Source organism: Bdellovibrio sp. SBM16, from assembly GCF_056175625.1.
The window spans coordinates 199,549-226,197 of the sequence record NZ_JBJKJG010000006.1 but is presented as its reverse complement, the minus strand read 5'-3'; the positions used below and the strand labels follow the sequence as shown (position 1 = coordinate 226,197).

General features: G+C 44.5%; 30 protein-coding genes. 8 read left to right on the top strand and 22 right to left on the bottom strand.

Annotated features, from left to right (window positions below; all coding sequences use genetic code 11):
* Nucleotides 1-229: 229 nt before the first annotated feature.
* From AC04MM_RS07820 to AC04MM_RS07810, 3 genes are read left to right on the top strand one after another with little or no spacing between them, the layout of a single operon-like run.
* Nucleotides 230-523, top strand: a complete 294-nt coding sequence (locus AC04MM_RS07820; protein ID WP_475379784.1) for a hypothetical protein — start codon at nucleotides 230-232, stop codon at nucleotides 521-523.
* Nucleotides 486-1,430, top strand: a complete 945-nt coding sequence (locus AC04MM_RS07815) for an SAM-dependent methyltransferase (RefSeq protein WP_475379783.1) — start codon at nucleotides 486-488, stop codon at nucleotides 1,428-1,430. Before AC04MM_RS07820 ends, AC04MM_RS07815 begins: the two co-directional genes overlap by 38 nt.
* A gap of 3 nt (nucleotides 1,431-1,433) precedes the next feature.
* Nucleotides 1,434-2,105: a flagellar brake protein gene (locus tag AC04MM_RS07810; RefSeq protein ID WP_475379782.1), complete on the top strand. Its 672-nt coding sequence runs from the start codon at nucleotides 1,434-1,436 to the stop codon at nucleotides 2,103-2,105.
* Between the two features lie 2 nt (nucleotides 2,106-2,107).
* Here AC04MM_RS07810 and AC04MM_RS07805 read toward each other — a convergent pair whose 3' ends face one another.
* Entirely contained in the window at nucleotides 2,108-2,782 is a 675-nt protein-coding gene (locus AC04MM_RS07805; protein ID WP_475379781.1) for a hypothetical protein, read from the bottom strand.
* Nucleotides 2,783-2,842: 60 nt separating this feature from the next.
* Between AC04MM_RS07805 and AC04MM_RS07800 the strand changes: the two genes are divergently transcribed.
* On the top strand, nucleotides 2,843-3,232 hold the full coding sequence (locus tag AC04MM_RS07800) for a hypothetical protein (protein ID WP_475379780.1): 390 nt from the start codon (nucleotides 2,843-2,845) through the stop codon (nucleotides 3,230-3,232).
* Here the strand turns inward: AC04MM_RS07800 and smpB are convergent.
* From smpB to AC04MM_RS07770, 6 genes are read right to left on the bottom strand one after another with little or no spacing between them, the layout of a single operon-like run.
* The gene (gene smpB, locus AC04MM_RS07795; RefSeq protein WP_475379779.1) at nucleotides 3,177-3,629 is read right to left on the bottom strand and encodes an SsrA-binding protein SmpB; all 453 of its coding nucleotides are present in this window, start codon (nucleotides 3,627-3,629) and stop codon (nucleotides 3,177-3,179) included. The two genes, AC04MM_RS07800 and smpB, sit on opposite strands and share 56 nt — an antisense overlap.
* Nucleotides 3,630-3,635: 6 nt before the next feature.
* Nucleotides 3,636-4,439: a 16S rRNA (adenine(1518)-N(6)/adenine(1519)-N(6))-dimethyltransferase RsmA gene (gene rsmA, locus AC04MM_RS07790; protein ID WP_475379777.1), complete on the bottom strand. Its 804-nt coding sequence runs from the start codon at nucleotides 4,437-4,439 to the stop codon at nucleotides 3,636-3,638.
* Between the two features lie 19 nt (nucleotides 4,440-4,458).
* A complete protein-coding gene (tsaD, locus tag AC04MM_RS07785) occupies nucleotides 4,459-5,514 on the bottom strand; it encodes a tRNA (adenosine(37)-N6)-threonylcarbamoyltransferase complex transferase subunit TsaD (protein ID WP_475379776.1) in 1,056 nt (351 codons plus the stop codon).
* Between the two features lie 15 nt (nucleotides 5,515-5,529).
* On the bottom strand, nucleotides 5,530-6,249 hold the full coding sequence (locus AC04MM_RS07780; RefSeq protein WP_475379775.1) for a tetratricopeptide repeat protein: 720 nt from the start codon (nucleotides 6,247-6,249) through the stop codon (nucleotides 5,530-5,532).
* Nucleotides 6,246-6,551, bottom strand: coding sequence for a DUF4398 domain-containing protein (locus AC04MM_RS07775; protein ID WP_475379774.1), 306 nt, complete (start codon nucleotides 6,549-6,551; stop codon nucleotides 6,246-6,248). Before AC04MM_RS07775 ends, AC04MM_RS07780 begins: the two co-directional genes overlap by 4 nt.
* On the bottom strand, nucleotides 6,551-7,102 hold the full coding sequence (locus AC04MM_RS07770; protein ID WP_475379773.1) for an OmpA family protein: 552 nt from the start codon (nucleotides 7,100-7,102) through the stop codon (nucleotides 6,551-6,553). Before AC04MM_RS07770 ends, AC04MM_RS07775 begins: the two co-directional genes overlap by 1 nt.
* A 216-nt stretch (nucleotides 7,103-7,318) precedes the next feature.
* On the opposite strand from AC04MM_RS07770, the gene AC04MM_RS07765 reads away from it, so the two are divergent.
* Both AC04MM_RS07765 and AC04MM_RS07760 read left to right on the top strand, forming a co-directional pair.
* A complete protein-coding gene (locus AC04MM_RS07765; RefSeq protein WP_475379772.1) occupies nucleotides 7,319-10,117 on the top strand; it encodes a TolB family protein in 2,799 nt (932 codons plus the stop codon).
* Nucleotides 10,118-10,171: 54 nt separating this feature from the next.
* Complete coding sequence (locus AC04MM_RS07760; protein ID WP_475379771.1) at nucleotides 10,172-10,762, top strand: hypothetical protein; 591 nt, start codon at nucleotides 10,172-10,174, stop codon at nucleotides 10,760-10,762.
* Nucleotides 10,763-10,857: 95 nt separating this feature from the next.
* Here AC04MM_RS07760 and AC04MM_RS07755 read toward each other — a convergent pair whose 3' ends face one another.
* Complete coding sequence (locus AC04MM_RS07755) at nucleotides 10,858-11,274, bottom strand: choice-of-anchor D domain-containing protein (RefSeq protein ID WP_475379770.1); 417 nt, start codon at nucleotides 11,272-11,274, stop codon at nucleotides 10,858-10,860.
* A 76-nt stretch (nucleotides 11,275-11,350) separates the two neighbouring features.
* A complete protein-coding gene (locus tag AC04MM_RS07750) occupies nucleotides 11,351-13,639 on the bottom strand; it encodes a hypothetical protein (protein WP_475379769.1) in 2,289 nt (762 codons plus the stop codon).
* 177 nt (nucleotides 13,640-13,816) lie between these two features.
* Here AC04MM_RS07750 and AC04MM_RS07745 point away from each other — a divergent pair, with 177 nt between their 5' ends.
* The gene (locus AC04MM_RS07745; RefSeq protein WP_475379768.1) at nucleotides 13,817-14,632 is read left to right on the top strand and encodes a DUF2802 domain-containing protein; all 816 of its coding nucleotides are present in this window, start codon (nucleotides 13,817-13,819) and stop codon (nucleotides 14,630-14,632) included.
* Nucleotides 14,633-14,699: 67 nt separating this feature from the next.
* On the opposite strand, the gene AC04MM_RS07740 is transcribed toward AC04MM_RS07745, so the two are convergent.
* From AC04MM_RS07740 to fliD, 9 genes are all read right to left on the bottom strand, one after another.
* Nucleotides 14,700-15,899 (bottom strand): pyridoxal phosphate-dependent aminotransferase, encoded by a 1,200-nt coding sequence (locus tag AC04MM_RS07740; RefSeq protein ID WP_475379767.1) that lies wholly within the window; start codon nucleotides 15,897-15,899, stop codon nucleotides 14,700-14,702.
* 23 nt (nucleotides 15,900-15,922) lie between these two features.
* The gene (gene coaD / locus AC04MM_RS07735; RefSeq protein WP_475379766.1) at nucleotides 15,923-16,405 is read right to left on the bottom strand and encodes a pantetheine-phosphate adenylyltransferase; all 483 of its coding nucleotides are present in this window, start codon (nucleotides 16,403-16,405) and stop codon (nucleotides 15,923-15,925) included.
* A gap of 9 nt (nucleotides 16,406-16,414) precedes the next feature.
* On the bottom strand, nucleotides 16,415-16,966 hold the full coding sequence (gene rsmD, locus AC04MM_RS07730) for a 16S rRNA (guanine(966)-N(2))-methyltransferase RsmD (RefSeq protein WP_475379765.1): 552 nt from the start codon (nucleotides 16,964-16,966) through the stop codon (nucleotides 16,415-16,417).
* Nucleotides 16,941-17,312, bottom strand: a complete 372-nt coding sequence (locus AC04MM_RS07725; protein WP_475379764.1) for a response regulator — start codon at nucleotides 17,310-17,312, stop codon at nucleotides 16,941-16,943. Before AC04MM_RS07725 ends, rsmD begins: the two co-directional genes overlap by 26 nt.
* The gene (locus AC04MM_RS07720) at nucleotides 17,309-19,135 is read right to left on the bottom strand and encodes a sensor histidine kinase (protein WP_475379763.1); all 1,827 of its coding nucleotides are present in this window, start codon (nucleotides 19,133-19,135) and stop codon (nucleotides 17,309-17,311) included. Before AC04MM_RS07720 ends, AC04MM_RS07725 begins: the two co-directional genes overlap by 4 nt.
* Nucleotides 19,136-19,159: 24 nt before the next feature.
* Nucleotides 19,160-19,996 (bottom strand): tetratricopeptide repeat protein, encoded by an 837-nt coding sequence (locus tag AC04MM_RS07715; protein WP_475379762.1) that lies wholly within the window; start codon nucleotides 19,994-19,996, stop codon nucleotides 19,160-19,162.
* Nucleotides 19,997-20,191: 195 nt separating this feature from the next.
* A complete protein-coding gene (locus tag AC04MM_RS07710) occupies nucleotides 20,192-20,590 on the bottom strand; it encodes a hypothetical protein (protein ID WP_475379761.1) in 399 nt (132 codons plus the stop codon).
* Nucleotides 20,587-20,991, bottom strand: coding sequence for a flagellar export chaperone FliS (gene fliS / locus AC04MM_RS07705; protein ID WP_475379760.1), 405 nt, complete (start codon nucleotides 20,989-20,991; stop codon nucleotides 20,587-20,589). The genes AC04MM_RS07710 and fliS overlap by 4 nt, the downstream gene beginning before the upstream one ends.
* 11 nt (nucleotides 20,992-21,002) lie before the next feature.
* A complete protein-coding gene (gene fliD / locus AC04MM_RS07700) occupies nucleotides 21,003-22,349 on the bottom strand; it encodes a flagellar filament capping protein FliD (protein WP_475379759.1) in 1,347 nt (448 codons plus the stop codon).
* A 194-nt stretch (nucleotides 22,350-22,543) separates the two neighbouring features.
* Between fliD and AC04MM_RS07695 the strand changes: the two genes are divergently transcribed.
* Nucleotides 22,544-22,828, top strand: a complete 285-nt coding sequence (locus AC04MM_RS07695; protein WP_475379758.1) for a helix-turn-helix domain-containing protein — start codon at nucleotides 22,544-22,546, stop codon at nucleotides 22,826-22,828.
* Nucleotides 22,829-22,849: 21 nt separating this feature from the next.
* On the opposite strand, the gene AC04MM_RS07690 is transcribed toward AC04MM_RS07695, so the two are convergent.
* From AC04MM_RS07690 to AC04MM_RS07675, 4 genes are all read right to left on the bottom strand, one after another.
* Complete coding sequence (locus AC04MM_RS07690) at nucleotides 22,850-23,239, bottom strand: flagellar protein FlaG (protein WP_475379757.1); 390 nt, start codon at nucleotides 23,237-23,239, stop codon at nucleotides 22,850-22,852.
* Nucleotides 23,240-23,302: 63 nt separating this feature from the next.
* Nucleotides 23,303-23,941: an ABC transporter ATP-binding protein gene (locus AC04MM_RS07685; protein ID WP_475379756.1), complete on the bottom strand. Its 639-nt coding sequence runs from the start codon at nucleotides 23,939-23,941 to the stop codon at nucleotides 23,303-23,305.
* Complete coding sequence (locus AC04MM_RS07680) at nucleotides 23,938-25,533, bottom strand: ABC transporter permease (RefSeq protein ID WP_475379755.1); 1,596 nt, start codon at nucleotides 25,531-25,533, stop codon at nucleotides 23,938-23,940. The genes AC04MM_RS07685 and AC04MM_RS07680 overlap by 4 nt, the downstream gene beginning before the upstream one ends.
* Nucleotides 25,534-25,537: 4 nt before the next feature.
* Nucleotides 25,538-26,608: an extracellular solute-binding protein gene (locus AC04MM_RS07675; protein ID WP_475379754.1), complete on the bottom strand. Its 1,071-nt coding sequence runs from the start codon at nucleotides 26,606-26,608 to the stop codon at nucleotides 25,538-25,540.
* Nucleotides 26,609-26,649 lie beyond the last annotated feature (41 nt).

Here is a 26,649-nt window from a genome sequence, read left to right as displayed (position 1 = left end):
CTTTAGCTCTCAAAAATTGTGATTCTTTCCCCTATTTTCATGTAGAAACTTCACAGACCGTAACAAGCTTTGTCACCCTTGTTCAGGGGCATGGCCCGTCTCAGCCTGAGACGTTCTAAGTGCTTGATAAACCTCAATTAAATTGAATTTAAAATATTATTCAATTCGGGCCCCAGACCCGCCGATAGTCTAGGTAGTTATTAGATACTTTATACCCTAAGGAGGCTCCATGAGCGCGATTTATGACGGCAATCTATTACACAGTTTCTTAATTAACACCCCTGAGAGCGCATTACGTAAAATGTTAATTTCAGGACCGTTTACAGATGTGCATTTTAATATGTTGATGAAATTCGTCAGAACGAGCGAAAATGAATTCTGCGATCATTTTTATGCAGGCACATTTCCGAAATTGAAGTACAATGCAAAAGAGATCGTACTTAAAGAAAAATTCTGGGAGCTGTGTACAAACGCATTAAATCAACATGGATTATTATCACCAGCTCAAAAAGTCGCAGCTTAGTTTCAATGTTATAATTCCGTTTATTAAATTTGAGCAGGAGCTTGAAAAAGAGCTCTTGCTCAAAAAGATCAAAGTCTATTTAAAAAGCGAAAAATTATTTATCATTGCACCGACCGAAACTCAGATAATCTGGGCACAGGATCACTGGCGCGATTGTCATGCGGCGATTCCGAGTAAAGAGCTGCAACAAACCCTTAAAGACTTAAATCTTTTTGCTTACCATTACAAAACCGAAAAAAACAAAGCCAATGAGAGCCTGCTGGCGCGCTTAAAACACATTCCGGAAAAACGGATCAAGTTTCCGCCGACAAAGAGGTTTTCGTTTAAGTATTTTATCTGGACCAGCTTTCAGGACGTGGTGATCTATTCGCTTAAACCCGAAAAGTCTTACCCGGCTGGCTGGCATGAGTTTGAAGAAGACAAAGATTTTCCGCCTAACCGTGCTTACCTAAAACTCTGGGAAGTTTTTTCTACACAGGATTTTAACATCAACCCGGAAACCGATTGTGCCCTGGAAATCGGGGCAGCTCCCGGAGGCTGGAGTTGGGTGTTAAGCCAGTACTTTAAAAAAGTTTATACTTTCGATCGCGCCGATCTGGCTGCACAGGTTAAGAAAATTAAGAACATCACCCATGTTCAGGGGGATGCATTTAAGATAAACCCCGATGAGTACAAAGATGTGACCTGGTTTTTTTCGGATCTGATCTGCACTCCTGAAAAGATCTTAGAAACCATCGAGTTCTGGCTGGCCAATAGTCGGGTCAGAAACTTTGTTTGCACAATCAAGTTCAAAGGCGATACGCCCTTCGAAGTTATTGATAAATTGCTGAAAATACCTGATTCTAAAATAGTCAGGCTTTACCACAACAAAAATGAAGTGACTTGGGTGAAGGTCTCACGGGAGTAATACATGGACAGTAATATGGTGAACTACTTTACGCCTCTTGATTCGCAAGCGCATAAAGACATCATCAATTACATCTCCGAGAACAATGTCGAAGTCACATTCAAAGTTTACGACATTCACACAAAATCTTCGTTCGTCAAAGTTGATGGCTCTGACTTGGCGATTTTTAAAAAATATCCTTACGACTACGAAACCACCAACATCTTCTGCACATTTACCTGCGGCGGTGAACCACATTTTTTCCGTGCGAAGATGTCGACGTCAGACAATTACTACTTAGTTAAATTTCCTGAAAAAATATACAAGATCCAGCGCCGGGCCAATTTCAGATTTAACGTGCCGATGAATTTAGGACATGAATTTAAAATTCTGGATCATCCGCGCTTTAAATACGAACTGCGCGATATCAGCCTTGGCGGCTGCAAAGTGGCCATCAAAACCACCAGTGAAATTGATTTACCGCTGGAATCAGATATCCGTATCTGGGTGCAGCTTTTAGAGTTCGGTGGCGTAACCTTAGATGCAACCGTTGCGTTTACTAAATTTTACCAAGAGATCAATACCCAGATGGTCGGTATTAAGTTCGGTTACATCGAAGCGGGCTTACTATCAACTTTACATCAGACACTGATACAGGTTGACCGCATTGCCCGCAGCAAAGAAAGCGACGATTAAAACTATTGTTTCTTCTCTTTTGCTTTTTTCAGATCGTTAAATTTTGCCGTATATTCTTTTAATTCAGCATTGAAAATATCACTGCGTTCTTTGATATACTCTTCAAAGTCTTTTCTTTTTTGGCGGTAGTCGGCTTCAAAAGAATCACGATCTTCTCTGAGTTGTGCGTAAAAGTCCTTTCGCTTGCCATCAATCTTACCATAGGCTTCTGTGCGCTCTTCACGCGACATCTTCTGGTCTTTGATTTCAGCACGCTCTGCGGCCAGTTCTTTATTAAAGGCTTCTTTCTTTTTCGATTCGTATTTGTTGTATTCATCACGAATCTTGGTCATGTCTTTATTGAAGTTTTCGCGCTTTTTTGAAACTAACGACGAAAACTTAGAACGGATATCCGAAGGTTCACGCTGGTAGCCGGCCATCCATTCCATATAAAGGGCTTTTTCATCATTACGCGCCTTAGCTTCAGTGGGCACTTCTTTACGGAGCTCGTCGAACTTAGCGCGGTCTTCAGTCAGTGAGTAACGTTCATTCGTGCGCGGATCAGAAGCTTTTAGTTTGTCGTGCGCGCTTGCATCGGCGGGTAACGCCATGGCTTCAGGACTTTCGCCGCGCTCGGTTTTAATCTGGCAACCAAAAATGACACAACTAAAGAACAGAATATGAAAAAATTGTTTCATATATTAATTCTGGTAAATCATGGACTAGATGACAAGTAGTTTTACCTTAAACTTAAACTCATGCAGATTGGATTACACTTCGGAAAGCGCAAACCGCGCTGGAATTTCTTCTTGGAAAAGCACCAAACGCTGACTCAGCGCCATGGGACCACTCTGAAATACGCACTGATCGGTGTTGTACTGCAAGCCGTGGTTTTATCGCCTCTTTTGTTCTGGTCGCTGCAGAATTACAGTTTTTTTGAGAACAATATCCCACTGTCGTATAACCTGCGCAGTTATTTAGAATCTGAACGCAACTGGATCATCTTACTTTTTGTAGTTTGTACGGCACTGACCGCCGTGGTGAACTTCTTTATGTTTTCGCGGATATTAACCCGCCAGGCGCTGGATTATGCTAACGTGATCGAGCTTTCGCCTGACGAAGCTGTTGATCAACGTCACGTTTCTTAATCGACTCTCGTTTGTCATGCAGCTTTTTACCTTTGGCTAAACCGATCTCAAGCTTTACCCGGCCATCTTTAAAATAAATTTTTAATGGCACGCAGGTTAACCCCTGCTCGCGTAGCGAACCGTAGATTTTATCCAGCTCTTTGCGGCTTAATAACAGTTTTCGTAAACGCTCTGGTACATGGTTATTGTACGAGCTTGCGCGGTATTCGGCGATATGGGCATTTTGCAAAAACGCTTCATCTTTTATAAACGAAATATATGAATCTTTGAAGGTAATTTGCTTTAAGCGTAACGACTTAACTTCACTGCCGGTTAATACCAGGCCGGCTTCAAAGGTCTCAGTGATAAAATAATCAAAGCGGGCCTGTTTGTTTTCCTGGATTATTAAAATTCCCATAAATGCTTAGCCCCCTTTCAGATGAAAATATAAATCACGGATCTGTACTGTACTTAACTCTTCGACACGCACCTTATCTGATAGCTTGTTTTTTTCAACCCAGGCTAAGAACGGTTCATGCAATGACGGTTCAAGGTTAGATTTTAATATGCGACGACGCTGCTGAAAGCAAGTTTTAACAAATTTTAAATAGCCTTTGCGGTCAGTCACCGGGCTGTCTTTACGTTTAAACTTTAACACCCGGCTCGCCACTCGTGGCGGCGGGTTAAAATCACGCGGTCCGGCTTCTGAAACGGTAGTAATGTCCCAAAATTCCTGCGCAATCACGGTGAGTAAACCATACTCTTCGGTATGATGTTTGGCGCGGATTCGCTGTGCCACTTCTTTTTGAAACATCAGTATCATCGCACGGCACTGGTTCTGATCAATGCTGCGATCGATCACAATCGACGAAGAAATCTGATATGGCAAATTTGAAACCAAGACATCGTAGTCAACACTTTGCCAGTCGGCCTGGAGGGCATCACCTTCAAGCACCGGCATATTCTGGCTTTCCCAGAACTTTACTAAACTTGTATCAAGTTCCATCAGCTGGTAGCGGCCGTATTTTTCGATCAGTAAATCGGTCAGAGCGCCAAGACCCGGGCCGATCTCGAGTAATTTTTCCGGTTTTTCATCGGCAACCGCCTGAATAATACGGTCGATCACCACATCAGAAACCAAAAAATTCTGGCCTAGGGCTTTTTTCGTATAATGCGAAAGAGCTTCCATGCGGTTTTTTAGACGGTCCTTTGCTAATGGCAGGCTCACAATTGCTCCGCAATTAAATTCATATTTGTTCTCGCAGTCTTACGGTAAAATCAGTCTCATAAGAACTCGATGCCGGCCCCTGATCTAATGTCGACACTTCACCGGCATTTAAATGTAAGATACCGGCATAACCGATCATGCCGGCGTTATCAGTGCAATAACGGATCGGCGGGATCACGATCTGATAACCGCGCGAACTCATCTCAGCGGCCATTTCGCGCAAACGTGAATTTGCACTTACCCCACCGGTGATCACGATTTTTTTAGTTTTAAATAAAGCCGCTGCCAAAGTCATCTTACCAACCAAGGTTTCGACAACTGCCTCTTGAAACGAAGCACACAGATGCGATATTTCGGCTTTCATCTCTTCAGGCGACATCTTTGATAACAGCCGATGCGCAGCTGATTTCAAACCACTGAAACTCATCATTAAATTTTTTTCGTGCAACAGGCCGCGCGGAAAATCATATTTTTTCCGGTCACCGTTTTTACTTAAACGGTCAACATTAACTCCGCCCGGAAACGGCAATCCCAGCATCTTGGCGAACTTATCAAACGCTTCGCCGGCGGCATCATCTTTAGTTGTGCCGATGATGGTGTATTTATTAAACCCTTCGACCCAGTAAAGTGAACTGTGGCCACCACTCACGGCAAGAGCCACATAGGGATAATTAAAATCTGCCGGTGGCGCGTAATCCTGGTCTTTTAAAAATGGCGCCAGTAAATGCCCTTCAAGATGGTTAACACCGATAAAAGGTTTACCGTGCGCCTGTGACAGCGCTTTTACCGTCATCAGGCCCACGATCAGCGAACCGATCAGGCCCGGACGGTTCGTCACCGTAAAGCCATCGATCTGCTGCATGGTTAAATTCGCTTTTTTCAATGTTTCTTCGATTAACGGAAGTAAGGCGATCGTGTGATTACGGCTGGCCACTTCAGGAACCACACCACCAAATGGTGCGTGTTGCAGGTCCTGGCTGGCCGAACACTGGGCCAACACCAAACCCTCGTTATTTACAATGGCCACTGATGTGTCGTCACAACTGGTTTCAACTGATAAAATTTGTCGAAACATCAACAGCCCTATTTCTTATTTTTTTGTTTTTGTAACTTTAGCTTTGGCTTTTTTGCCAAACTCAGTGCTGCCGTGCTGGGCGGCTACTTCTTCATAGAAAGAATGGGCTTCATCTTTTAAGCCCAAAGCTTCAAAACAAAGACCGATCTTGTATTTAGCTTCCGGCACAAGTTTGTTTTTGGTTTTTGCATTGGCATCAACAAATTTCTGGTACTCTAAGATTGCATTTTTGAAATCTTTTTTCGCAAAAAAATCCTGCGCACTATCAAAAGCCGCGTTTTTCGTAGATTTGATCTCACCTTTTACCGGCGGAACTTTTGCATCCGAAGAATTCGGCGCCGGAGGGTTGGCATGGGTAGCCTGCGGAGGCTGGGCCTTAGCTGTGGCTAAATCACCTTCAAGTTTTGCCAGCTGCGCTTCCATCTTGATTAAAGATTCCTGCAATAACTGGATTTTCTGTCCGTCAGGGTTTTCCTGTTTTTCTTTGTTTAACTGTGCGATCTGGTTTTCTAACGTCTCAACCCGGCCGTTTAACGTTCTGATCAACTCGTCTTTTTCATCAATTTTTGCCACTTCGCTAGCAGCTTGCTGGGCCTGGTTATCGGCCTGTTTTTTTGAATAAACCTGAGATTGGTAGCCTTCGCCCAGTTCCGAACGTGTTTTCAAACACGACGATAAGACAACCACTGCAACCACTGATAAAGCAGCCTTTGTTGTAAAGCTAAATCTATTCATAGAACGTCCCCACTTTTTTGGCGCAACAGGCGCGCTGAATTTTCGGCTTTTTCGGCAGAACTTTTAGCACTTAAGAATAAGTACTTGGCTTCTTCGTATTCACGCTCATTATAAAGAATTTTGGCCTGACGGTAGAATTCTTCGGCCTGGTGCCAGAAACCCGGCGAATACCGGGCTGCCTGAACGGATTTGGCGGCTTCGATCGCCGCCTTAGCTAGCGTGTACTCTTCATTTGGTGGCGGTACGGTTACGCACCCCACGACAAAAATGACATACAAAGTCGCCAAAAAAACTCTGATCATTACTGAACCGGTACAAAGTTAGCGCGGCGGTTTTTCGCCATCGCTTCGTCAGAATCACCTTGAGCTAATAATTTTTCTTTACCGAAGCTGACAACAGTTACGCGATTACCTTTGATGCCGTTAGATACGAACACCTGGCGAACTGCATTGGCACGGCGCTCACCTAAAGCTAAGTTGTATTCTGCAGAACCACGTTGGTCGCAGTGACCTTCGATAGTTAATTTAGCATTCGGGTTTTTTTTCATCCATTCGATGTTACCCATTAATTTAGCTGACTCAGTTTCTGACAATGTTGATGAGTCGTAAGGGAAAAACACAGTTTGTAAACCTTCGATAGTGCCAGAGTCTGAGCCGGTCACACCCATATTGATTGGTGAATTATCTAGGGCTTCTGAAGAACCAGAAGCTGTAGTTTCGCTGCGGATTCCTGAACCATCGCCTGATGAACCATCACCACTTTTCTTTCTGAATAAAGAACAGCCTGATACCATAGATGCAATGACTACGGCTACCATTACGGTTGTAAGTGATTTTTTTAGATTCTGATTCATCGATTCCTCCTAGATGCTATACATTATGCGCGCGTTCAGCGCGACGTTCATATTTCAATTTAGACCATTGTAAAACCTTGTCAAACCCCGATTGGCATTCAACAATCAACCATGGTTAGATTTATCTCACGATTGTACCTAATTTTTGTTTTACTTGTCTCGCAATCTCAACCGGTTTTTGCCCAACGCATTGGAGATTCGCGCGAAAAGTGGCAAATGCTAATTACTCCGCACTTTGAGATCTTTTACACTGCTGAGCAGCAGGACTTAGGTCTGTATTATGCCCGCATTGCTGAGCAGTCATATGCCGAAATAATGACTATTTTCACGGTGGCCCCGAAAGAAAAAATCGTGGTGATCTTAAACGATTCAACCGATGCCCCGAATGGCTTTACCACTTTACTTCCTTACCCCTACATCATGATTTACCCGGTGCAGGCCGGTAAGGATGACGCCTTAGCCGAATCGGGCGAGTGGGCAAAAGAGCTTTTTATCCACGAACTGGCGCATGTGATGCAACTTTATCCGGCTGAAGATCTTTATAAAATCGCCAAACCACTTTTTGGCAACATCATCGCCCCAAACCTCTTGCTGCCACTGTGGTGGAAAGAGGGCATGGCCGTTGAAATCGAAAGCCGTTTTACCTACCAGGGACGCACCCGCTCGTATTTTCAGGATGCCGGCATTCGTGCCCTGGTTTTAGAGAAAAAACTTTTTCATTACACTCTTGCCGAAGCCAACGAAATGTTACCGACCTGGCCTTACGGAAGCCGCCCGTATCTGTTCGGCTCAATGTTAATGTCTGATATCGGCAACAAAGACCAGGGTAAAGCCATCAACGAACTTACTTTAGGCCACGCCTCGCGCCTACCCTACTGGGTCGAAGCACCACATGAAAGAATCTTTGGTTATAATTACGAAAGCCATTACTTGCTGACACTGGATTCTTATCACCGCCAGGGCGAACAACAGCTTAAAACTTTGCAGACCGTAACCCCGAGTAAAACGACGACCATCGATCCCAAACTGATCTCGGGCCGCCATCCCCGCTTTAACGCCAGCGGCGAAATACTGGCGATGGTTTCAACCGATAAAAAAGGCAAAAAAATCGCCTTCTACAAACACGACAAAGCCAATAACCAATGGAGCCGGCAAAAATTTAAAAAAGCTCCCAACGGCGATATTCAGACGTTTGAGTTTCACCCAAGCCAGGACAAAATCGTGTTTGCCAAGATCGATCTTGTCGATGCAAAAAAAAGTTTTTCCGACCTCTATGTCTTCGACCTAAACGATGACAAAGAAAAAAAATTAACCACCGCTGCCCGCGCCCGCAACCCGATCTGGAACCAAAACGGCAATATCATTTATTTTATCTCTACATTTAACGGTAAAACCCAGTTAAAAGCCTTAAACGTGGCCACCGAAAGTATCGACCAGTTACTTGAAGTGAGCTTCAGCGAGCGGATCCACGAAGTCTCGCTTTACAACGACAAAGACCTATTTGTGTCGATTAAAGACCGCAAAGGCGAGATTCATCCCAAACTATTCAACCTGAGCACACGAAAGCTTACGGATTTTAAGATCGCAGCCCCCGATGTCGAACATTTCAAATACCGCTTCGGAAAATTTTATTTTACTTCAGTTAAAAACGGCGTCGCCAATATTTACCAGTACCGCGGTTCAGGCGAAGCAATTGCGGTCAGTCACCTGCTGACCGGCGCACTGGATTTTGATGTAAACAACAATAACTACGCCATCGCCACAGTTTACACCGCCGGCGGTCTACAGGTGCAGGGTTTTGAACTTGTGCCGTACCAGGCCCTGCCGAAAATTTCGAATCAGTTCCGCGACCGATATAATTATATCGAAAAACCGATTGCTGATTTTAAATACAACATTGATCAGGCCAAAGCGCTGAAATATATGTATCCGCATTACTGGATTCCGTTTATTTCAACCAACAGCGGTAACGGCAGCGTGTTTTTTCAGGCGGTTACCGGAAGTCAGGATCCGCTGTTAATCCACCGCTACAACCTCTCGGTCGACTACGATTCTTACATCAAAAAAGTCGGCTATGATTTTGACTATGTTAACTCGGCTTTTACCTGGCCGTTTACTTTAAGTGCGACCCGAAACTTTAAACCCATCGGCAACACCGATATTTTTATCGATAGAAGTTTGGCAGCACTTGGTTTTATCCCGGACACTTTTAAACTCAGCGCCAAACTTGCCATAAATGCCGGCTTGCAGTTTTCTGAAGTCGAACAATCAGATATCCGCACCCAACACGCAGGACCGTACTTGCAGGTCAGTTACAAAAGTATAACCCAGACACTTTTTGACATTTACCCCACCAGCGGCTGGGGCGCTTATTTGCAGTTAGAAAACCAGAAGTCGACACAAAAAAATGCGCCACCGCTGTTATCTGATTACGATCAAGTAACCGGCTCGCTGGTTGGCTACAACTCCCGCTGGTTGCCTGAAGATCATTCGCTTTACGGCAAGGTAAGCTTTCTGCATACCGTACAAAAAGTTTCGACCCGATTCGGCACAAGCAATGCGATTTTTCCGACCTTGAGTGACAGCAATATGCCCGATTTTGTGTTGCGCGGTTACGGGGCCGGGCAGTTTTTCGGTTCGCGTATGGCCAGCTTAAACACAGAATATCGATTTCCGCTGCGCACCCTGAACAGCGGTTCGGGCACTTATATGTACTATCTAAAACGCGTCAACGGAGCCTTAGTGGTCGACGGCTTAACGGTTTCGGGCGGTGGTTTTGATAAAAACGACATCTTAAGAGCTGAAAACATGAGCCGTTCATTCTGGAGTGCCGGCGCAGAAGCCCGCTTAGAGACAACGATGGGCTACCTTCTTCCTGTAAATTTTATATTTGGCTACTATCACCCGCTTTCGCCCCGCTACGCTCAGGATGACCAGCAATTCGGGCTAAGTATCCAATTAGGCGGAGGTATTCCGGGCCGACAGACTCCTTCTGAAGCCGACATTAACCATTGACAAGGTCTAGGGTGTCCTTGAAAAATGAAGGCTGAGCCGCAGGAGTGTAAACATATGGATATTTTTAAAAACAAAATGCCTGAAATGAGTCCAAATACGGGTACCGGTCACGCTGGTGCTACGCACGCCACCCACGGCCAACCAAACCAAAACAGCTGGATCCGTGAATTAGTTTCTGCCGATGAACAACTTGAAAAATCAGTCATGATCGACATGAACTTAGGATTAGACACACAAAGAATCCTGGTTAACGAATCAATCCAGTTTTTATTACGTTTAAAAAACGACTTTGCTGAAGCTTCAGCAGCGTTCAACGAACTAAAGCCTTCGGTTTTAGGCCGCATTAAAGTTTACGGTATCGCAAAAACCCACGCCGATTTCATGTTATTCCGTAACGGCTATAAAATGATTTTCTCGATCAAAGCTGCCGGCGTTATCAGCATGCGCTTTCACTACGTAGGTAACACAGCGATCCCGCAGCCTCAGGCCAAAGAAAACGTAACTATCGTTATGGATGAAGAGATCTTCGAAGCAAAATGGGGCGCATTTGAAGAGGTGTTATGGTCATACAAAGGCCAGCCGTTTAAAACGCAGTACCTTGTTCGTCATTACATGACTCTTTTCATTAAAGACTCAGCCAGATAAGCTTGTTTTGATTTGCCTTTCGGCAAACCATTTCCTAAAGGTATTAAATTCAAAAATAAAAAAAGGGAGCCTTAAGCTCCCTTTTTTGTTTTCCATTACGGGCGTGGTGGGTTGGGAATTGGCGGCTGTGGTATATTGCCGATCGGGTCTCTATCACCATAGCCATACAGGTCATAGTGATAATCCTTTGCTGATGTGGTCACTTTAAGACGGCCATAGTGACCACCTTCGCGCGTAGCCCAGAACCAAATTTTTGCCTGGCAAGATTCACCCGCTTGTAAAACACGCGGACATTTACTTTTCATCGAAAAATCACCGCTGATTTTAGCAGAAATATCAGTAAGTGGTTCTTCGCTATTATTGGTTAAGGTTAAAATCTGGGTGCGTGAACCGCCGTGCGGAACCAAGCCAAAATCGATATAACCTTTTTCAACCGGCTTAGGTGCTGGAACGTCGGCCGCAAATAGAGTTAAACTTAACAGAGTCGTAGCTAATACTGTGATTAATTTCATAAAAAAATCCCTCGCTTTTGTTTATATACAAACTACAGCGAAGGATCTGAATGCCGTCAATGCATTACGCAGCCGATTAGTTTAACGGGCAATCGTAGCCCAGGTTAATTGTATGGCCTGCAGGAACTGTTGGGGCGAAGATCAACGTATTGTTCTCGATACGCGTCGACATACCGGCAACGGCAGGCGTTACGGTCACACTGACACTGCCAACCGGAGCACACTCTAACGGGATCGACGATAACGAGCTTACGATACGGTCGCGGAAGTAATTTAAGTTCTGTGAGTAATCATTATCACAAATACTTCCGGTAAAACCATTGGTTAAGCTTGAAAGCTCGGCATAGTACTTACCGTAATGAGATTTCGCACCACCGCTATCTTGTGCTGCCATACAGGCTGAATCACCCGGCTTAACGATAATAGAATTTACCGTAAAACGTTTATTAATTCCGAATTTTTGTTTGATTTTGCTTACGTAGGCCTGTGGCAGATCATCGGCCTCTAACGCTTTTAATTCGCCACCGTAATACACCTGCGCCTGATCACCGCCGACCGAACGCACATCTTCATCCGAAATAATAATCACAGAAATTGAAGCATCACTTCGGTAACAGTTGTTGCTTGAAGCGTATTCAGCATGCCAGTAAGCCGCTTTAATACCGCGCTCATCATCTGAATCAGCCCAACCAGCACCGATCGCGTCGATGGTTTTGGTAAAGATTGCGTACGGGTCACTCGCACCGGCTTTTAAGATCCATCTCGGTGTACCGACATAATCTGTCCAGTAACGTGAAGCTCCCCAGTAATAAACGCTGTTGATCTGCTGCGAGCGTGTCACCGTCGCACAGATCTGCCAATCAACACTTTGCGCTGACAGGTTATTTACAAAACCCTGTAAACGCTCAGCTAGTTTTCTGTTATCCGATAACATCGAGTTCGAATCATCGACGATCAGAATAATATCTACTTTATTGTCTGTTACCTGCACGTTCTTCGTTAAGGTCACACGGCGGGTTGGTGTCACCACATTAGCCACCGTCACTTCAAGCGGTGTCGGGATTGAATAGGCATTGTAGTTAGCTTGCTGTGCATTTAAATAGATGCGGTACGTACCAAGCCCTGCAGATAAGAAATCAGGGGTTGAAGTTGCACCGGCTAATCCATTAATGGCCACCGGATTTCCGTTTTTAGTCACCGACCAGGTTAAGGCCGCTGTATTCGGAACACAGTTTGATGAAACCGTCGGATTACCCGTAGCACTTGTGATTGTGACAGCCGTAGAATCCGCATTTAAACGCGGTGAACAGTCAATCGTCGGATTCGGAGTCACCGAGTTATCGACGGTAATTGTTAACGGCGTTGTGGTATTCCAAGTCGTGTAATTAGTTTTAGTCGCAGTTAAGTAAATTAAATAAGTGCCATTACCTAATGCCGAAAAATCCGGATTTGCGTTGGCATCGTTTAATGCCGGCACACTAACAGTGTTGCCGTTTTTAGTTACGCGCCAAGCGTAGTTAACATCAACCGGAATACAGTTGGCAGAAATCAGCGGATTACTAGTTGTTGTATTTACCGTGATTGTGTTGAGTGAACCGTTGATTTTCGGATTACATAAAATCGGTGTTTCAGGCGGTGGCGTGGCATTAACAGTTACGGTTAATGGAACCGAAGTTTGCCAGTGCGCAGAACCGCTGGCCGTTGCGTATAAAGAGATGCGGTAAGTACCGGCACCGTAACTTTTAATATTCGGAGCTGAGCTTGCGCCGCTTAGTCCGGCGATCGTGATGGCCGAACCATTCTTAGTGACAGTCCAGATGTACGAGCCGGCGGCCGGCGTACAATTTGCCGAAACCGTCGGATTGTTGTCTGCAGAATTTAAAGTGATCGAAGTTACGTTACCGTTTAATTTCGGATCACAGGTTAACGAATTACCCGTGCCCGCACCAGGAACCACTAATTCTAGCGGCGTCGTGGCCGTGAACGGAGCGATCGAACCCGCCGGGTCACGTGCAGTTAAGAAAATATAATAAGTACCTTCCCCTAACACCCGTAAATCGATGTTAGCTGGGTTGGCGCCGCTTAAACCGGCGATTGAAACACTGACCACCGACGTATCTGAGCGCTTAATCACCCACTCATAATTTAAATTCGAAGTTGTACAGTTTGACAGAAGGCTTGGGTTGCCTGTGGCTGCGTAAGTGTAAGTGCTAAGATTGGGAGAAATTTTTGGATTACAGGAAATTGATGAGCCTGTAACGGTGTCGTCTACTTTTTGCGTTTCTGATTTTGTGAACTTTACCGGCGCACATGCCACCGTACCTAACGCGAAAGCCGCGAGCACACCCAACAATAATTGTTTCATACTTACTGTCTCCCCAAGTTTCATATTAAGTCATAAATTGTATTTTAGTAATACGCCCAAGGTCCAAAATGTGAAATAATGAGTCATTGAAGTCTAGAACTGATCTGGACCACCTTGTGACGTTCTATTTCGAGACATAAACTTAAAGTATCAACACTGTCCATGGAGGGACTTTCCGTGAATATTTGGCTTTTGCTACTAACCTTCTTCAATATCGTTTTATTAGCCGGACTTTCATTCAGTTTATTCCTACGCGTAAGAGAGAAAAAAGAAGATCAGCGTTTAACCAAAGGCTTACAGTTATTACAGAATAAAATCTCCATTTTAGAAGACTTATCAGATAAAACCGACCAACAGGTTCGTAAACTTGTTCATATCTTAGATCAAAAAACCGGTGAAGTACGCCAGGTGATGGCTGCCAGCGATGAGCAGATTTCCCAGATCCAGGCTATGCTGAACAAAGGTCTAGAAATTTCTAAGATCTTTCAGGAATCAATCCCCAAGGGCGAAATGCAAAACCGCCAGAAAACTACTTTATATGTCACCGCAGCCAAAATGGCCCACCAGGGTTACACTTTAGAACAAATCTTAGCGCAGGTCGATCTTACCCCGGCCGAAGTGCAAATGATCATTAAAGTTAACAAAGACAACTTACAATTTGCCGAAGATCAGTTGCCTGCATGGGCACAAGGCACCACAGCTCAGGCCGGCAACGCCGCTCAGACCGCAGAAAACGAGTTAAACGAGTTCACCCAGGCTTTAACCAATCAGAACTCATTATATTCAACATCTAAATTAAATACGAAAATTACGTCGACAGCATTTGAAGCTGTTCAACAGGACATGAGCACGCAGACTGCGTTAAGCGCTGAATTCAAAAAGACGATTCAACATATGCCTCAAACGTTCACTGCCGATACGGCAACGACGAAAACAGCCGACGGTAAAATCGTCAAGCCGTTCGAATTTAAACGCATTGTTAAGTCTACGTAGAAGCACTAGGACGACTGCGAAGTCGGCCCTTTAGAGTAAGGTCTGCCGATGGCAGATCAAAACAAGCTTACGACATCTGATCGATCATTTTTTGCATGCGGTCCATGGCTTCGTTAAACTTTGCAGTTTCAGTCGCAAAACTTAAACGCATGTAGCCCGGCTCACCGAACTCTTCGCCAGGAACAGTCGCCACATGAAAATCTTCTAAATAGATTTTTCCGAACTGCGCTGACGACTGCACGACTTCGCCCTTGTATTTACGGCCCAAAAATTTTTCAACATTGATCCATAAATAAAACGCGCCGTCTGGTTTGTACACTTGCAGATCTTTGATCTGGCCCATGCGTTTAATGGCTGCCTCTAAACGGGTCTTTAGTAATTCGACGGTGTTTTTGATATCCGTTTCTGAATGTAATAACGCTTTTTCAGCCGCCGCCTGCGCAATCGAAGACGGCGCCCCGGTTGATTGAGATGCGTAATCACCGATCGCTTTTAAAACCTTCTCAGGCCCCATGGCCCAGCCAATTCTCCAGCCAGTCATTGAATAGGCTTTTGAACCGCCGTTGATTAAAATCGTGCGGTCACGAAGCTCGGGCGCTACTTGCAACAAGTGAGGCGCGATCGCTGTTCCATCCAGCATTAATCGGTTATACATATCATCAGAGATCACCACCACGCGCGGATGTTTTTTAAGAACATCGGCCATGGCTTTTAACTCTTCTTTTGAATACACAAAGCCTGTCGGATTTGACGGCGAACAGAATAAAAATACTTTGGTTTTTGGCGTGATTGCCTGCTCTAGGCGAGCTGCGGAAAGCTTGAAATTATGTTCAGCTTTGCAGTCGACAATTTTAGGAACCGCGTCGGCAAGCTCTGCCATGGCCGGGTAGCTAACCCAGTACGGCGAGTGAATGATCACTTCGTCTCCTGGATCGCACAGCACCTGAAGGGCCGTGAAGATCGCATACTTTGCACCGCTCGTAACGGCGACTTCTTTTGCAGGATTATAAGTTAAGCCAAGATCAGCTTCAGTGCGCATCGCGATCGCTTTACGCAACTCGATGGTGCCGTTAGCAGCCGTGTATTTGGTAAAACCGGTTTGGATCGCGTTGATACCGGCTTCGGCGGCCACTTTGTAAGTTGGCCAGTCAGGCTCACCCACTGTTAACGAAATCACATTGTGACCCTGCGCCTGTAATTCTTTTGCTTTAGCTACAAGAGCCAGAGTCGGAGATGATTTAAGGCTTAACGCTTTTTTTGATAACATAACAACCGATCCTTTTTAAAAAATTACTTCTTAAGCTTTTTAACTAATTCGGGAATAACAATATCCGGCACCAAACCGGTTAAATTACCGCCATTTTTAGCCAACTCTTTTACTCCGCGCGAAGAAATAAAATAATACTCTGGTTTTGAGAAAATCATGAACGTCTCAATCTCTGGAGCAATTTTTTTATTAATATTGGCCAAAGTGCCCTCATATTCAAAGTCAGCTACCGCACGCAAACCGCGCACGATAACTTTAGCGCCTTTGGTTTTCATGTAATCAACGGTCAGGCCTTGGAAGATATCAACCTGAATATTTTTTTTATGCGAAAACTGTTTACGGACGAATTCGGCGCGCTCTTCCGCTTTGAACATGTAGGTTTTATCGCCGGATTGGGCAACCAAGACGATCACCTGGTCAAAAATCTCAGACAGGCGATGGATGATATCCACGTGGCCCGATGTAATAGGATCAAAACTTCCCGGATAAACGGCTATCTGTGACATGAAAGGAGATTAAGCTTTTTTCTGAAACAGGGAAAGACTTTTGTCGCCATAATCTTGTTTGTCATAGCATATCAAATCACCGTACTCGGTTCCGATCTTTTCCTGCTTAATGGCCTCGATGGCAATCAGGGTGTTTTGATGAAAACATTGGCTACTTGCCAGCGCCGTCATCACATCGTCAGCCAGTTTTTCGGTAAATGGCGGGTCAATAAAGATAATATCGAAGCCCTCGCCCTGATAAGACTTAATAAAAGAGAATACATCCTTAGGAATCACCACATGCTCGTCTTTGGCGATCTTTAACAATTCTACATTTTTACGGATAATATCCACAGACTTGGCATTCTTTTCCACAAAAGTGACGTGCTTGGCTCCGCGCGAAAGAGCCTCCAGGCCCAGATTTCCGGTACCGGCAAACAAATCTAAGGCGCGGGCTTCATCCACATACCCCATCCACTTATTGAATAAAGTTTCCTTGACTCGATCCATGGTCGGTCGGATGTGGTCGGCCTTAAAGCTGACAAGGTTTCTGCCTTTATATTTTCCGGATATAATTCTCATAAATACTGGTCATTTCTTGTATCACAACGCTTAAGTGGTCAAAAGGTTTTTTAATAAATCCCACCACCTGAGGATAATCTTCAGCATGAAAATGCCCCTGGCTCTGGCCGGAGAAGGCCGAAATAATAATCACAGGCTTAACCACGTTCATCTCAGCCAACACATCAAAGCCGTTTTTTTCGGGCATCAACAGATCGAGCACCAGTAAATCAATATCATGACTCTTTAAAAGCTCCAGAGCCACAGCACCGTTTTCGGCCTCGATCACATCATGGCCCTGGGCACGAAACGCCCGGGCCAGTGATTTACGGATTAAATCTTCATCGTCACAAATTAATAATCTCATTTAAAGAACCTTAGAATAAATCGTGTGCCGTTTTTATATCCGGCATCGTGCAACAGATCGGCAAACATCCGCTTCGCTAAACTTTTTGAAATATACAAACCAAGGCCGGTGCCCTCGCCGCTTTGTTTGGTGGTGGCAAACGGTTCGAACAGGTTGTTTTTAATACTCTCCGGAAGGCCACTGCCGTTGTCCTCAAAAATCACATCGTAATGGGCCGGTGTATCTATATCATAAATTTTAATCGAGCCTTTGGCCGGCATCGCCTGACAAGAATTTTTAATCAGGTTAAAAATAATCTGCTGTAACTGCCCGGCATTCATGCGCACCGGCACATTTTTAACGTCGATAAAAACATTAAATGCGCGCGTGATCGACTTTAACAGCGGCATCGTCTTTTTAATCACTTCGTCGACGCTGCCAACGGTCAGGTTCGGGCTCTGGTCAGAGCTGAATTCCAGTAAATCAGTAATAATATTTTTGCAGCGGTCGATGCCCTTTAACACTTCGTTAAAATCGTTCTTAACGGTGGTTTCTAGCTGCGGCTGCTGCAAAATGAACTCCGTAGCTAACTTTAATCCTGTCAGCGGGTTATTTAATTCGTGCGCCAGGTGATTGGCCAGCTGGCCGATCACGTTCATTTTTTCATTCTGAATCATGTTTGATTTGATCAGATCTGATTCACTCTGGTTTTCGTAGAATACAAAAAAATAGTCGCTATCGGTCGAAAACTTCGTCGCGTATGATTTGTATTTACGGTTGTTAATCGTAACCGGACTTACATTTTTCTGCTCCGTCACCGGACAGTTCTCACAAGGAGAACTTCGCCCTGCCAGCTTCTCAAAGCATTTGAGCGGCTGGCTCTGGTCGTAAAAGTTAGACTGCACCAGCGTATAATCTGCACTGATCACATGCATCGGCTGCTGATAGGCCTTACCGAAGACGTTCCATTTATTGAGTAAATAACTGGTTTGCAACTGAGAAATATGGCGCTGGATCATCAGCACCATTAAATCAATACGCTCAGAGATATAAGAATCCAGACTTTCCGGTGCGGCAATGGCTCCGCGGTTTTCTAAAAAGAAAAAACTCTTTAAGCCATTTTTCTCACTGGTCCAAAACTTGGTCGCGGCAATCGGGCGCTGGAGAATATCTGCCAACTGCACGGCATACTGTTTTTCATCAGTCCCGGCAAAACGGATGTTGTAATTAAATTTAGCCTGCTTACCGTCAAAGATCATAAAAGCATTTTCTTGCTTGGAAAGAGTAACGATAAACCCCAATAGATGGAACGAGCCGAGTTTTTTTAAATCAGCCCACAATAAATCGCACAGGTTTTCCATGAAATCCGGTGTGTCCTGCTCGGCATTTAAAAAATCGAGAAAATATAACAGCTTTTTTTCTTTTTGCTTTTTTAAATTTTCTTCATTGACGAAATATTTTAAGGATTCTGACTTTTCCTGTAGTTCTTTTTTTAAACTTTCGATCTGTCCGCTCTCATCGACCGCCACGAGATCAGCCGCTTTAAAAACCGAACTGTTCTGCCGTTGCAGTAACTGAATCAGCTGCGTCAACTGCGCAAGCTCTGCCGTGGTTAGTACTAAACGCGGGTTGACCAGCTGAAGTAACCGAAAATCGGCACCCGTCTGATCGACGATCAATACTTTTTCTTTAAATTTTTCAAGCTGCGACTGGCTCGGAATGTGGCGGCTGTCAAAAACCGCCAGATCAGCAGGCTGTTCGAGATTTTCGGACAAACCAACACCTAAACTTTGAACAGTGTGTTTAACTTGGTCTAAGTATTGGTGTTGGACATAAACGTTCACCTAAAAAGGCTAGCATGAACTCAATTAATTTCCAAAATAATAAGTAAGCTTATCGATTTCTAATTTAGCTAGGTCAGCTTGACCTTTTTTAATCAACAGATTGGCATGACAACCTGAGATTTCTTCGTCGAAGTTAAACTTTTGTAAATAATAATTTACTTTCTCTAACGTCGCGTTTAATTCATCCGGCTGTGAGTCATCAACCCAGTTTGAAATATGTTTCAAAGCCGTCGTATTTGACGGATTGATATCCAATGCTTTTTCTAAATTAGCTTTGGCCAACTCGATATCACCCTTTTTATAATGGTACAAACCCAGTGCGGCCCACCCGGTATCAAACGTAGGGTTATCGACAACAGCCTGACGTAAATGTTCAATCGCCTGGTCTAATTCACCTTTTGCAGCTTCAACTAATGCATGCGAATAGCTGACTTCGGCATCAGCAACACCTAAGGTCTGCAGCTCGCGACAAACATCTTCAAGACCTTCAAAGTCATTTTCTACCGAATAGATTCTGATCAAAGCTTTAAAAACGAAAACCTTTTCACTTTTTGCAAGCGGCATAGTCAAAAGCTTTAAGGCTTCATCTAAAGATTCATTACGCTTGCCTTGCGCAAGCAAGGCCATCATGTATTTAACTTTATCTTCGATGGCCTGACTTCTGTCAGACAGCACCTGCAGGGTTTTTAACTGACCCGTAAAATCTTTTAAAGACATCTGCACTTGCGACAGCAATCTTAAAAATTCAGGCTCGTTAGAATATTCAGTTGAGATTTTGATCAAATTTAAAAATGATTTTTTGTATTGACCGTTTTTGAAAAGATCCTGAGCCGCTTTAAACTGGCTGTTCGTATGTAGCATTCATTGCCTCCGCGCAGTTGACTGGACCGCCCTTCCTGAGCGGTTTCTACAAGATTTTATAAAGCAAGGTGAATGCCATCGGTTTAAATCAAATAAAACGGGAGCTTTCGCTCCCGTTTTATTTCAGCAATCGCTATTCTATGACAAGCAAGTCAATTTACTGACTTGGCTAACAAAAGACTAGGCAGTTTTGAACTACGCAGACTTATAGCCGGCCATGGCCTTTTTGGCTAATCTTACGTCCTGTAGCTCGCGGATGATCTTGGTTTTAGCTTGATCGATTAAGGCTAAGACCTGCATATCCTGATCCAAGATACGGCTTACAAACATTTCTTTTGCACGCATGCACTCGCGTAACGCACGCTTGTCTGTTTCGGCAAACACGCCATTAATGTCTTTATGTTGCATGTGGGCTTTGTTGATTTCTGAATCAATATATTTAAGGATATTGATTAAATCTTCGCGTTTATTGTAGAACGCTTCGATTTCTTCATAATGACCGCTTTCAAGTTTAATGATCTGTTGTTCATTCAAAGTGTAAAACTTCTCAAGAAAGTGGTTTTTCTCTGTCATTAATTGAACTAAGCGGATCATGCTGTGCCCCCTTTGGCGTCTTGCTCTTTTTTATATTTTTCTACGGCTACTTTCCAGCCTTCGTATAGGTTTTCAATTACTTTTAATGCATTCTTCATGGCTTCAATATCACCCTTAATGTTAGCTTTAGTGTATTGATCCAGGATATACGTATACAACTGATCGAGTTGTTTTGCGATATCGCCCCCAACTTTGTGGTCCAGCGACACTTGTAATTCCATGATGATATCGTAAGCCCGCATCAGGTTATGCCCGCGGTCTGCGATCTTTTTTTGTTCGGCGGCCAGAATTGCAAGTTTGGTAAACTTGATTGCGCCCTCATATAACATCAATAAGATCTGCTCACGAGGTGCACTCGTTATCGATGTCTGTTTATACTTTTGATATGGATTTGCTGCCATACTCTTCTACCTTACCCCTTCCCGATTGCTGCGCCCTGCGAGTTAAGCTTCGACATCGCCTCTTCCATTTTGGAGAATTGACGTCGTAAAGACTCTTCACGCTTTTCGAGCTGTTTTTCTTTTCTATCTATTTTTTGATCTATATTTGAAACCTGACGCTGCATGCTCGTTTTACGAGTGCCCACTGCGCCGGTCGACGGATCTGTGATCTCACGGATACGCTTACGCATGTTCGTGATAAATCCGGTGTTGACTAAATCTCCGCGTAAAAATTCGATCACATCGCGCGGATCTTCTGCGACGGCTTTTTTAAATTTTTCAGCTTTGTAATCTAATGTACCGTTACGGTTAAACTCAATGCCAAGCTCTAAAATCCGTTCGTACGAGCTGTTTGTCTCCTGTACGTTCTGGATAATACTGCGCAGGCGGCCTTCCGTCATACGAAGCATACTGTCGCCACCTAATGGGCCCAGGCGCTGCATACCATCTTTGGTTTCTGTCAGCTTGTTCTGGCTCTGGATAAAACTTAAGGCTCCGTTATAGGCATCAACGAATGATTTAACTTTTTCACCGATCACATCAAAATTTTCTGTAACCGTTAATTTAACCGGCGTGCCTTCGCGCGCCTGCTTAAGATCTAAAGTTACGCCGGGAATCGCGTCCGTAATTTTATTCTCGGCCGCTTCGAACTCGTGGCCGTTTAATTTATATTTGGCATTTTTGGCTGCCAGTTGGTGGTCGAATTCAAAATCGAAATCACCATCAACCATGTACACGGTCGGAAACTCTACCGAGTGATCATTACCGGTTTTGGCACCGGTTAACTGTAAACGGTAGCTATCAACCGAATCTTTTCTATCGTTAATGACGGTGGCTTTTACCCCGACATCGGCTTCATTAATTTTAGCAGCTACTTTTTCCAGGGTAGAGTTATCTTCATCGATGTAAACTTCCTGTATGCCTTCCGGTGTATCAAACTTGATATAACCAACACCGATAGACGACTGATCCTTATCAGGGGCACCGTTAGAAACGATCGAAGGTTTGGTCGCCAATTGGATAACCTCAAGTGTCCAGTCACCAGAATCTGCAATCGCCGGATCCACTGTGCCGTCGACGATATCAGGAAACCCCGACATAAATTTCATATCGCTGAAACCTCGGGCGCCGACGATTGAATTTAAGTTTTTTAAGATGTCATTAATTTTGGTTTCGAATTCGGTAACTAGTTTTACTTTGTCTTCAACTTTGGCTTTGTCAGCTTCCATTTTCTTTAACGGCATACGTTCTGCTTCGATCACTTGATCGACCAGATTCGGGGGCAATCCTCCTGATAAACCGCTAATGCGTACTGGCACTGTATTTCCTCCATGAAAGACAATTGCAACAAGATCAGTATGACAGAGTTAGTCTAAATTTTGTGAGTCAATGGTTTGTCATTGGACCAAGTTTGGCCCTCTGACGAGTGGGCAAATTTGACCCACAGACTTTACTCTGGATAGAGGCAGCAAAGCTGGACGAAGACAGCGTTTTTTCAGTATTATCTAGACCTATGGAAAATAAAACCGCGCTCAAACAACACTTTGGTAAGCTGGGTGAATACCTGAAAGAAAAGCGTGAGAGTCAAAATCTCACGCAAATCGACGTGGCAAAGGCCTGTCAGTGCAAATCGCAGTTTGTTTCTAACTGGGAGCGCGGCAAGTGCTCACCGCCTTGGGATATCTTAAAGAAGCTTATTAAGCTCTACGACATTCCGGAAAGACAGATGTTTAATTTTCTGATGAAAGAATACGAAAAGTTAATTATTACAAATCTGGGGATCAAGTCCAAACGCTAACGCTCTGGTTTTGATTTGCCGTTATGCCGTGCGCTTAAGTAAGTTGCCTTTTTGAGATGTTTCGTGGGTGGGTGTTTCGAACACTTCCCATAAATCGCGCTCCGCAATTTTACGGATCAGGCTTTCGCTCTGATCTTTTACTTCAGCATAAAAATAGCCGTTATCTTCAGTCAAAACGGCAACCCATTTCATATCCAACATAAAATGTTTGGCATTCAGATTCTCGACGGCTTTTTCAGCCTGCTCACGAGTCATCTTTTCTTTCTTTTTTTGCTGTTGCTGATACTGCTGCTGTCCGTTGGCATCACGGTCATGCGTATTCTCAGATTTAATAGCCTTTGTTTCAGGCGCTTGCTGAGTAGATGGTAATGTATTAATTATGGCGTTACCGGCAAGATTTTTTACATTCATGCTCTGCTTATCGGTAACTATTATAAAATCTTGAATTGCGACAAGGTTAAGACCTAGGTCGTACTAGTTCTGCTCGATCCGGATAATTACATCACCCATCGTCTGTGCACTGACTTCGTCGTGGGTCACAATCACGGCCGTAAGTTTTCTTTCGCGGATAATCGACAGACACTGCTGTTCGACCTGGACACGCAGATTCTGGTCTAAACTTGAAAATGGCTCATCCATTAACAACAGCCGTGGTTCTGAGGCAATGGCGCGCGCCACCGCCACCCGCTGGGCTTCGCCGCCCGAAATCTCGTGCGGGTATTTATCTTTGTGTAAACTGATTTTAAATTCTTCCAGCAGCTGATTTAAAAACTCTTTACGCTCAGCTCTTGGTCTGCGGCAGCCGTACAGAATATTTTCGCTCACCGTCATATGCGGAAAAAGCGCATGCTGTTGAAAGACGATCCCGACTTCACGTTTTTGCACCGGCACTATATTCTTACTGCTGCTGGCAACTTTTTTGTCGTGAATAAAAACTTCGCCACTATCTGGCGTTACAAAACCCGCGAGAATTTTTAACAGTGTCGATTTGCCGGCTCCCGATGGCCCTAGCAAACAAGCCACCTGGCCGCTGGCCAGATTAAAAGAAACAGGATTTACGCCGCGATTGGCGTTAGGATATTTATAAGTGACGTTTGTTAATTTTAAACTCATCGGTACACCTTTAATTTTTCATACAAGCGAAACAACACAATGACTGCCACCGTACTTAACCCGATCAGGATTAAAGAATACGGAGCAGCCTCAACATGGCGATCATCACTGGCAAATTCAAACGCCACGATCGCTAAATTTTTTACGTCAAACGGACGCAGGATTAATGTGGCCGACAATTCTTTGACCGTATCTAAGAACACCACCACAAAAGCCACACCCAGCGGCAGTTTTAACAGCGGTAACTGCACGCGCACAAACGTGATAAATTTATTTTTACCCATAGCCGCCGAAGCCTGATCGTACTCGCGCGGAATGCGCGTAAGCCCGCTGTGCAGCGGATGATAGGCGGTGGCCACAAAGCGCACCACATAGGCAATCAGTAAGGCGGCGATAGTTCCGGTGATAACCAAATCCGGAAAATAATTTTTCTGCAGCCCGCCGAACAGCAACATCAAACCTACAGCTAAAATAGCGCCCGGCACGGCATAGCCCACGTTGGCCAGAGCCGTAAAATATCTAAGCCACCCTTTCGGGTAAAACCGTCCGGCCATAGCCAGCACTAAAGCCACGGCCGCCACAAGTAACCCGCTCAACCCACCCAGGCGCAGGGTCTGCCAGATAAAATCAGGATTTAACTGACTCAGTGAGAACACCTGATTATAGGTTAACAGGCGAAGCAAGACCAGAACCGGGATAATGAAGCCAATGAGTACCGGCAGCAGACACACTATAAAAGCCAAAAAGTTTTTTAACGGCGGTAATTTTATTTTTTTTACTTCAGTATTTTGCACAATGGCGGCAAACCGTTGACGGCGGCGGTTAAATGCCTCAACAACCATTAAGAAAAATACAAAAACTAACAACACCGTAGCCAGACGAGCCGCCACTAATGGCTCACCCAGGTAAAACCAGCTGCGGTAGATGCCGGCTCCGAAACTCTGCACACCCATAATGGCGACTGTGCCGATATCAGCCAACGCTTCCATTAAGGCCATTAACCCGCCGGCAAAAACAAAAGGGCGCGCAGCCGGCAGGGCCACCCGCCAGAAAAAATGCCGAGGCTGTGAACCCATTGACGAGGCTGCCTGCCACCATTCTAACGGCTGCGTTAAAAAAGCTGTACGTGCCAGCAGATAAACATAGGGAACCGTTGAAAAACCAATGACCAGAATAGCTCCGCCCAGAGTTCTAAACTGCGGAAAATAATAATCGCCTTTTTGCCAACCGGTGATTTCGCGGATAAAAGTTTGGATCGGACCTGCGTACTCGAACAACCACCCATAAGCGTAAGCCGAAATATAGGCCGGCACGGCCAAAGGCAGAATCATGGCAAACTGTAAAACAGACTGTCCGAAAAAAGAAAAGCGTGCAGCAAGCCACGCGGTTGTAACTCCCACAGCCACCGCTGTGAAAGCCACACCGAATCCCAGCAACAAAGTATCAATAATATGATCGGTCAGTAAATACTGAACCACATGTTGCCAGGCCGAAGCCGTCTCCGGAGATAACTTAATCAGCCAAGCGGCTGCGATCACCAGAAACGGCGCTATACATAAAGCGGCAAAAGCCAGCGCCGCAGCTCGTAACACAAAATTACTTCCAGCCCACTTGGTCAGAGATCAAAGTAGCTTGTTTTGATTTCGGCGCCCAAGAGTGCAGCTGGGTTTTATCTTCTTTAAACGGACCCCAGGCAGCTAAGACAGTATCAGATTTAGCTGTCGTTAATACCGGAAATTCTTTGTTTAAGCTGGCGTAGAGGTCTTGAGCTTCAGCAGAGCTTAAAAATTCTAAAAGTTTTTGTGCATTTTTTGTGTTCTTAGAAGTTTTTAACACCGCACCGCCGCTGATGTTTACGTGCACGCCATTTAACTCACCTTTAGCCGATTTTTGATTCGGAAAAAAGATCCCAACTTTTTCAGCAACTAATTTATCTTCAGGTAAATTTGAAGTTAACATTTTACCGTAGTAGTAGCTGTTTGAAATAGCTAATTTCGCTTCGCCAGAAGCCACTGCACGCAACTGGTCTGAGTCGCCACCTTGCGGTGAACGAGCTAAGTTAGCGACGAAACCTTTGGCCCAGTCAGTGGCAAATTTATCGCCGTGCACTTTAATGATGTGAGCAAACAGAGATTGGTTATATGGGTGCGAAGATGACCGGGCAACGATGCTGCCTTTCCATTTTTCGTTAGCTAAATCTTCGTAAGTTGATAACTCTTCAGGTTTAACTTTTTCTTTGTTGTAAAACACAGCGCGGATACGTTTACTGAGACCAAACCACTCACCGTCTTTGTCTCGGTATAAAGCCGGAACGTTATTGTTTAAAGTTTTTGAGTTTAATTTGGCAAACAAACCTTTATCTTTAGCAAGCGTTAGGTTGGCCACATCTACGGTAATTAAGACGTCGGCCGGAGATTGCGCGCCTTCAGATTCAATACGGGCCAATAATTTTGGAGCCTCATCGGATAACATTTTCACTGGAATGCCTGTTTTTTGGGTAAATTGATCTAAAAGTGGTTTAATCAACTCTTCTTTACGGGCCGAGTAGATCACTAATTCCTTCTCAGGCGGTTTGATTGCAGCAATTTTAGGAGCCGCAGTTTCAGCAGCGAATGCAGATACACAGGAAGCAACTAGAGCAAGAAGTAAAAAAGTTGTTTTGAACATGATTATTCCTTTCATTTTCAAGAAGGGCCAACATAGCCACT

Bases quoted from the DNA above. Each gene is read 5' to 3' on its own strand.
- AC04MM_RS07820 (WP_475379784.1), top strand. From the start codon at position 230: ATGAGCGCGATTTATGACGGCAATCTATTACACAGTTTCTTAATTAAC.
- AC04MM_RS07815 (WP_475379783.1), top strand. From the start codon at position 486: ATGGATTATTATCACCAGCTCAAAAAGTCGCAGCTTAGTTTCAATGTT.
- AC04MM_RS07810 (WP_475379782.1), top strand. From the start codon at position 1,434: ATGGACAGTAATATGGTGAACTACTTTACGCCTCTTGATTCGCAAGCG.
- AC04MM_RS07805 (WP_475379781.1), bottom strand. From the start codon at position 2,782: ATGAAACAATTTTTTCATATTCTGTTCTTTAGTTGTGTCATTTTTGGT.
- AC04MM_RS07800 (WP_475379780.1), top strand. From the start codon at position 2,843: ATGCAGATTGGATTACACTTCGGAAAGCGCAAACCGCGCTGGAATTTC.
- smpB (WP_475379779.1), bottom strand. From the start codon at position 3,629: ATGGGAATTTTAATAATCCAGGAAAACAAACAGGCCCGCTTTGATTAT.
- tsaD (WP_475379776.1), bottom strand. From the start codon at position 5,514: ATGTTTCGACAAATTTTATCAGTTGAAACCAGTTGTGACGACACATCA.
- AC04MM_RS07780 (WP_475379775.1), bottom strand. From the start codon at position 6,249: ATGAATAGATTTAGCTTTACAACAAAGGCTGCTTTATCAGTGGTTGCA.
- AC04MM_RS07775 (WP_475379774.1), bottom strand. From the start codon at position 6,551: ATGATCAGAGTTTTTTTGGCGACTTTGTATGTCATTTTTGTCGTGGGG.
- AC04MM_RS07770 (WP_475379773.1), bottom strand. From the start codon at position 7,102: ATGAATCAGAATCTAAAAAAATCACTTACAACCGTAATGGTAGCCGTA.
- AC04MM_RS07765 (WP_475379772.1), top strand. From the start codon at position 7,319: ATGCTAATTACTCCGCACTTTGAGATCTTTTACACTGCTGAGCAGCAG.
- AC04MM_RS07760 (WP_475379771.1), top strand. From the start codon at position 10,172: ATGGATATTTTTAAAAACAAAATGCCTGAAATGAGTCCAAATACGGGT.
- AC04MM_RS07755 (WP_475379770.1), bottom strand. From the start codon at position 11,274: ATGAAATTAATCACAGTATTAGCTACGACTCTGTTAAGTTTAACTCTA.
- AC04MM_RS07750 (WP_475379769.1), bottom strand. From the start codon at position 13,639: ATGAAACAATTATTGTTGGGTGTGCTCGCGGCTTTCGCGTTAGGTACG.
- AC04MM_RS07740 (WP_475379767.1), bottom strand. From the start codon at position 15,899: ATGTTATCAAAAAAAGCGTTAAGCCTTAAATCATCTCCGACTCTGGCT.
- coaD (WP_475379766.1), bottom strand. From the start codon at position 16,405: ATGTCACAGATAGCCGTTTATCCGGGAAGTTTTGATCCTATTACATCG.
- rsmD (WP_475379765.1), bottom strand. From the start codon at position 16,966: ATGAGAATTATATCCGGAAAATATAAAGGCAGAAACCTTGTCAGCTTT.
- AC04MM_RS07725 (WP_475379764.1), bottom strand. From the start codon at position 17,312: ATGAGATTATTAATTTGTGACGATGAAGATTTAATCCGTAAATCACTG.
- AC04MM_RS07715 (WP_475379762.1), bottom strand. From the start codon at position 19,996: ATGCTACATACGAACAGCCAGTTTAAAGCGGCTCAGGATCTTTTCAAA.
- AC04MM_RS07710 (WP_475379761.1), bottom strand. From the start codon at position 20,590: ATGATCCGCTTAGTTCAATTAATGACAGAGAAAAACCACTTTCTTGAG.
- fliS (WP_475379760.1), bottom strand. From the start codon at position 20,991: ATGGCAGCAAATCCATATCAAAAGTATAAACAGACATCGATAACGAGT.
- AC04MM_RS07695 (WP_475379758.1), top strand. From the start codon at position 22,544: ATGGAAAATAAAACCGCGCTCAAACAACACTTTGGTAAGCTGGGTGAA.
- AC04MM_RS07690 (WP_475379757.1), bottom strand. From the start codon at position 23,239: ATGAATGTAAAAAATCTTGCCGGTAACGCCATAATTAATACATTACCA.
- AC04MM_RS07685 (WP_475379756.1), bottom strand. From the start codon at position 23,941: ATGAGTTTAAAATTAACAAACGTCACTTATAAATATCCTAACGCCAAT.
- AC04MM_RS07675 (WP_475379754.1), bottom strand. From the start codon at position 26,608: ATGTTCAAAACAACTTTTTTACTTCTTGCTCTAGTTGCTTCCTGTGTA.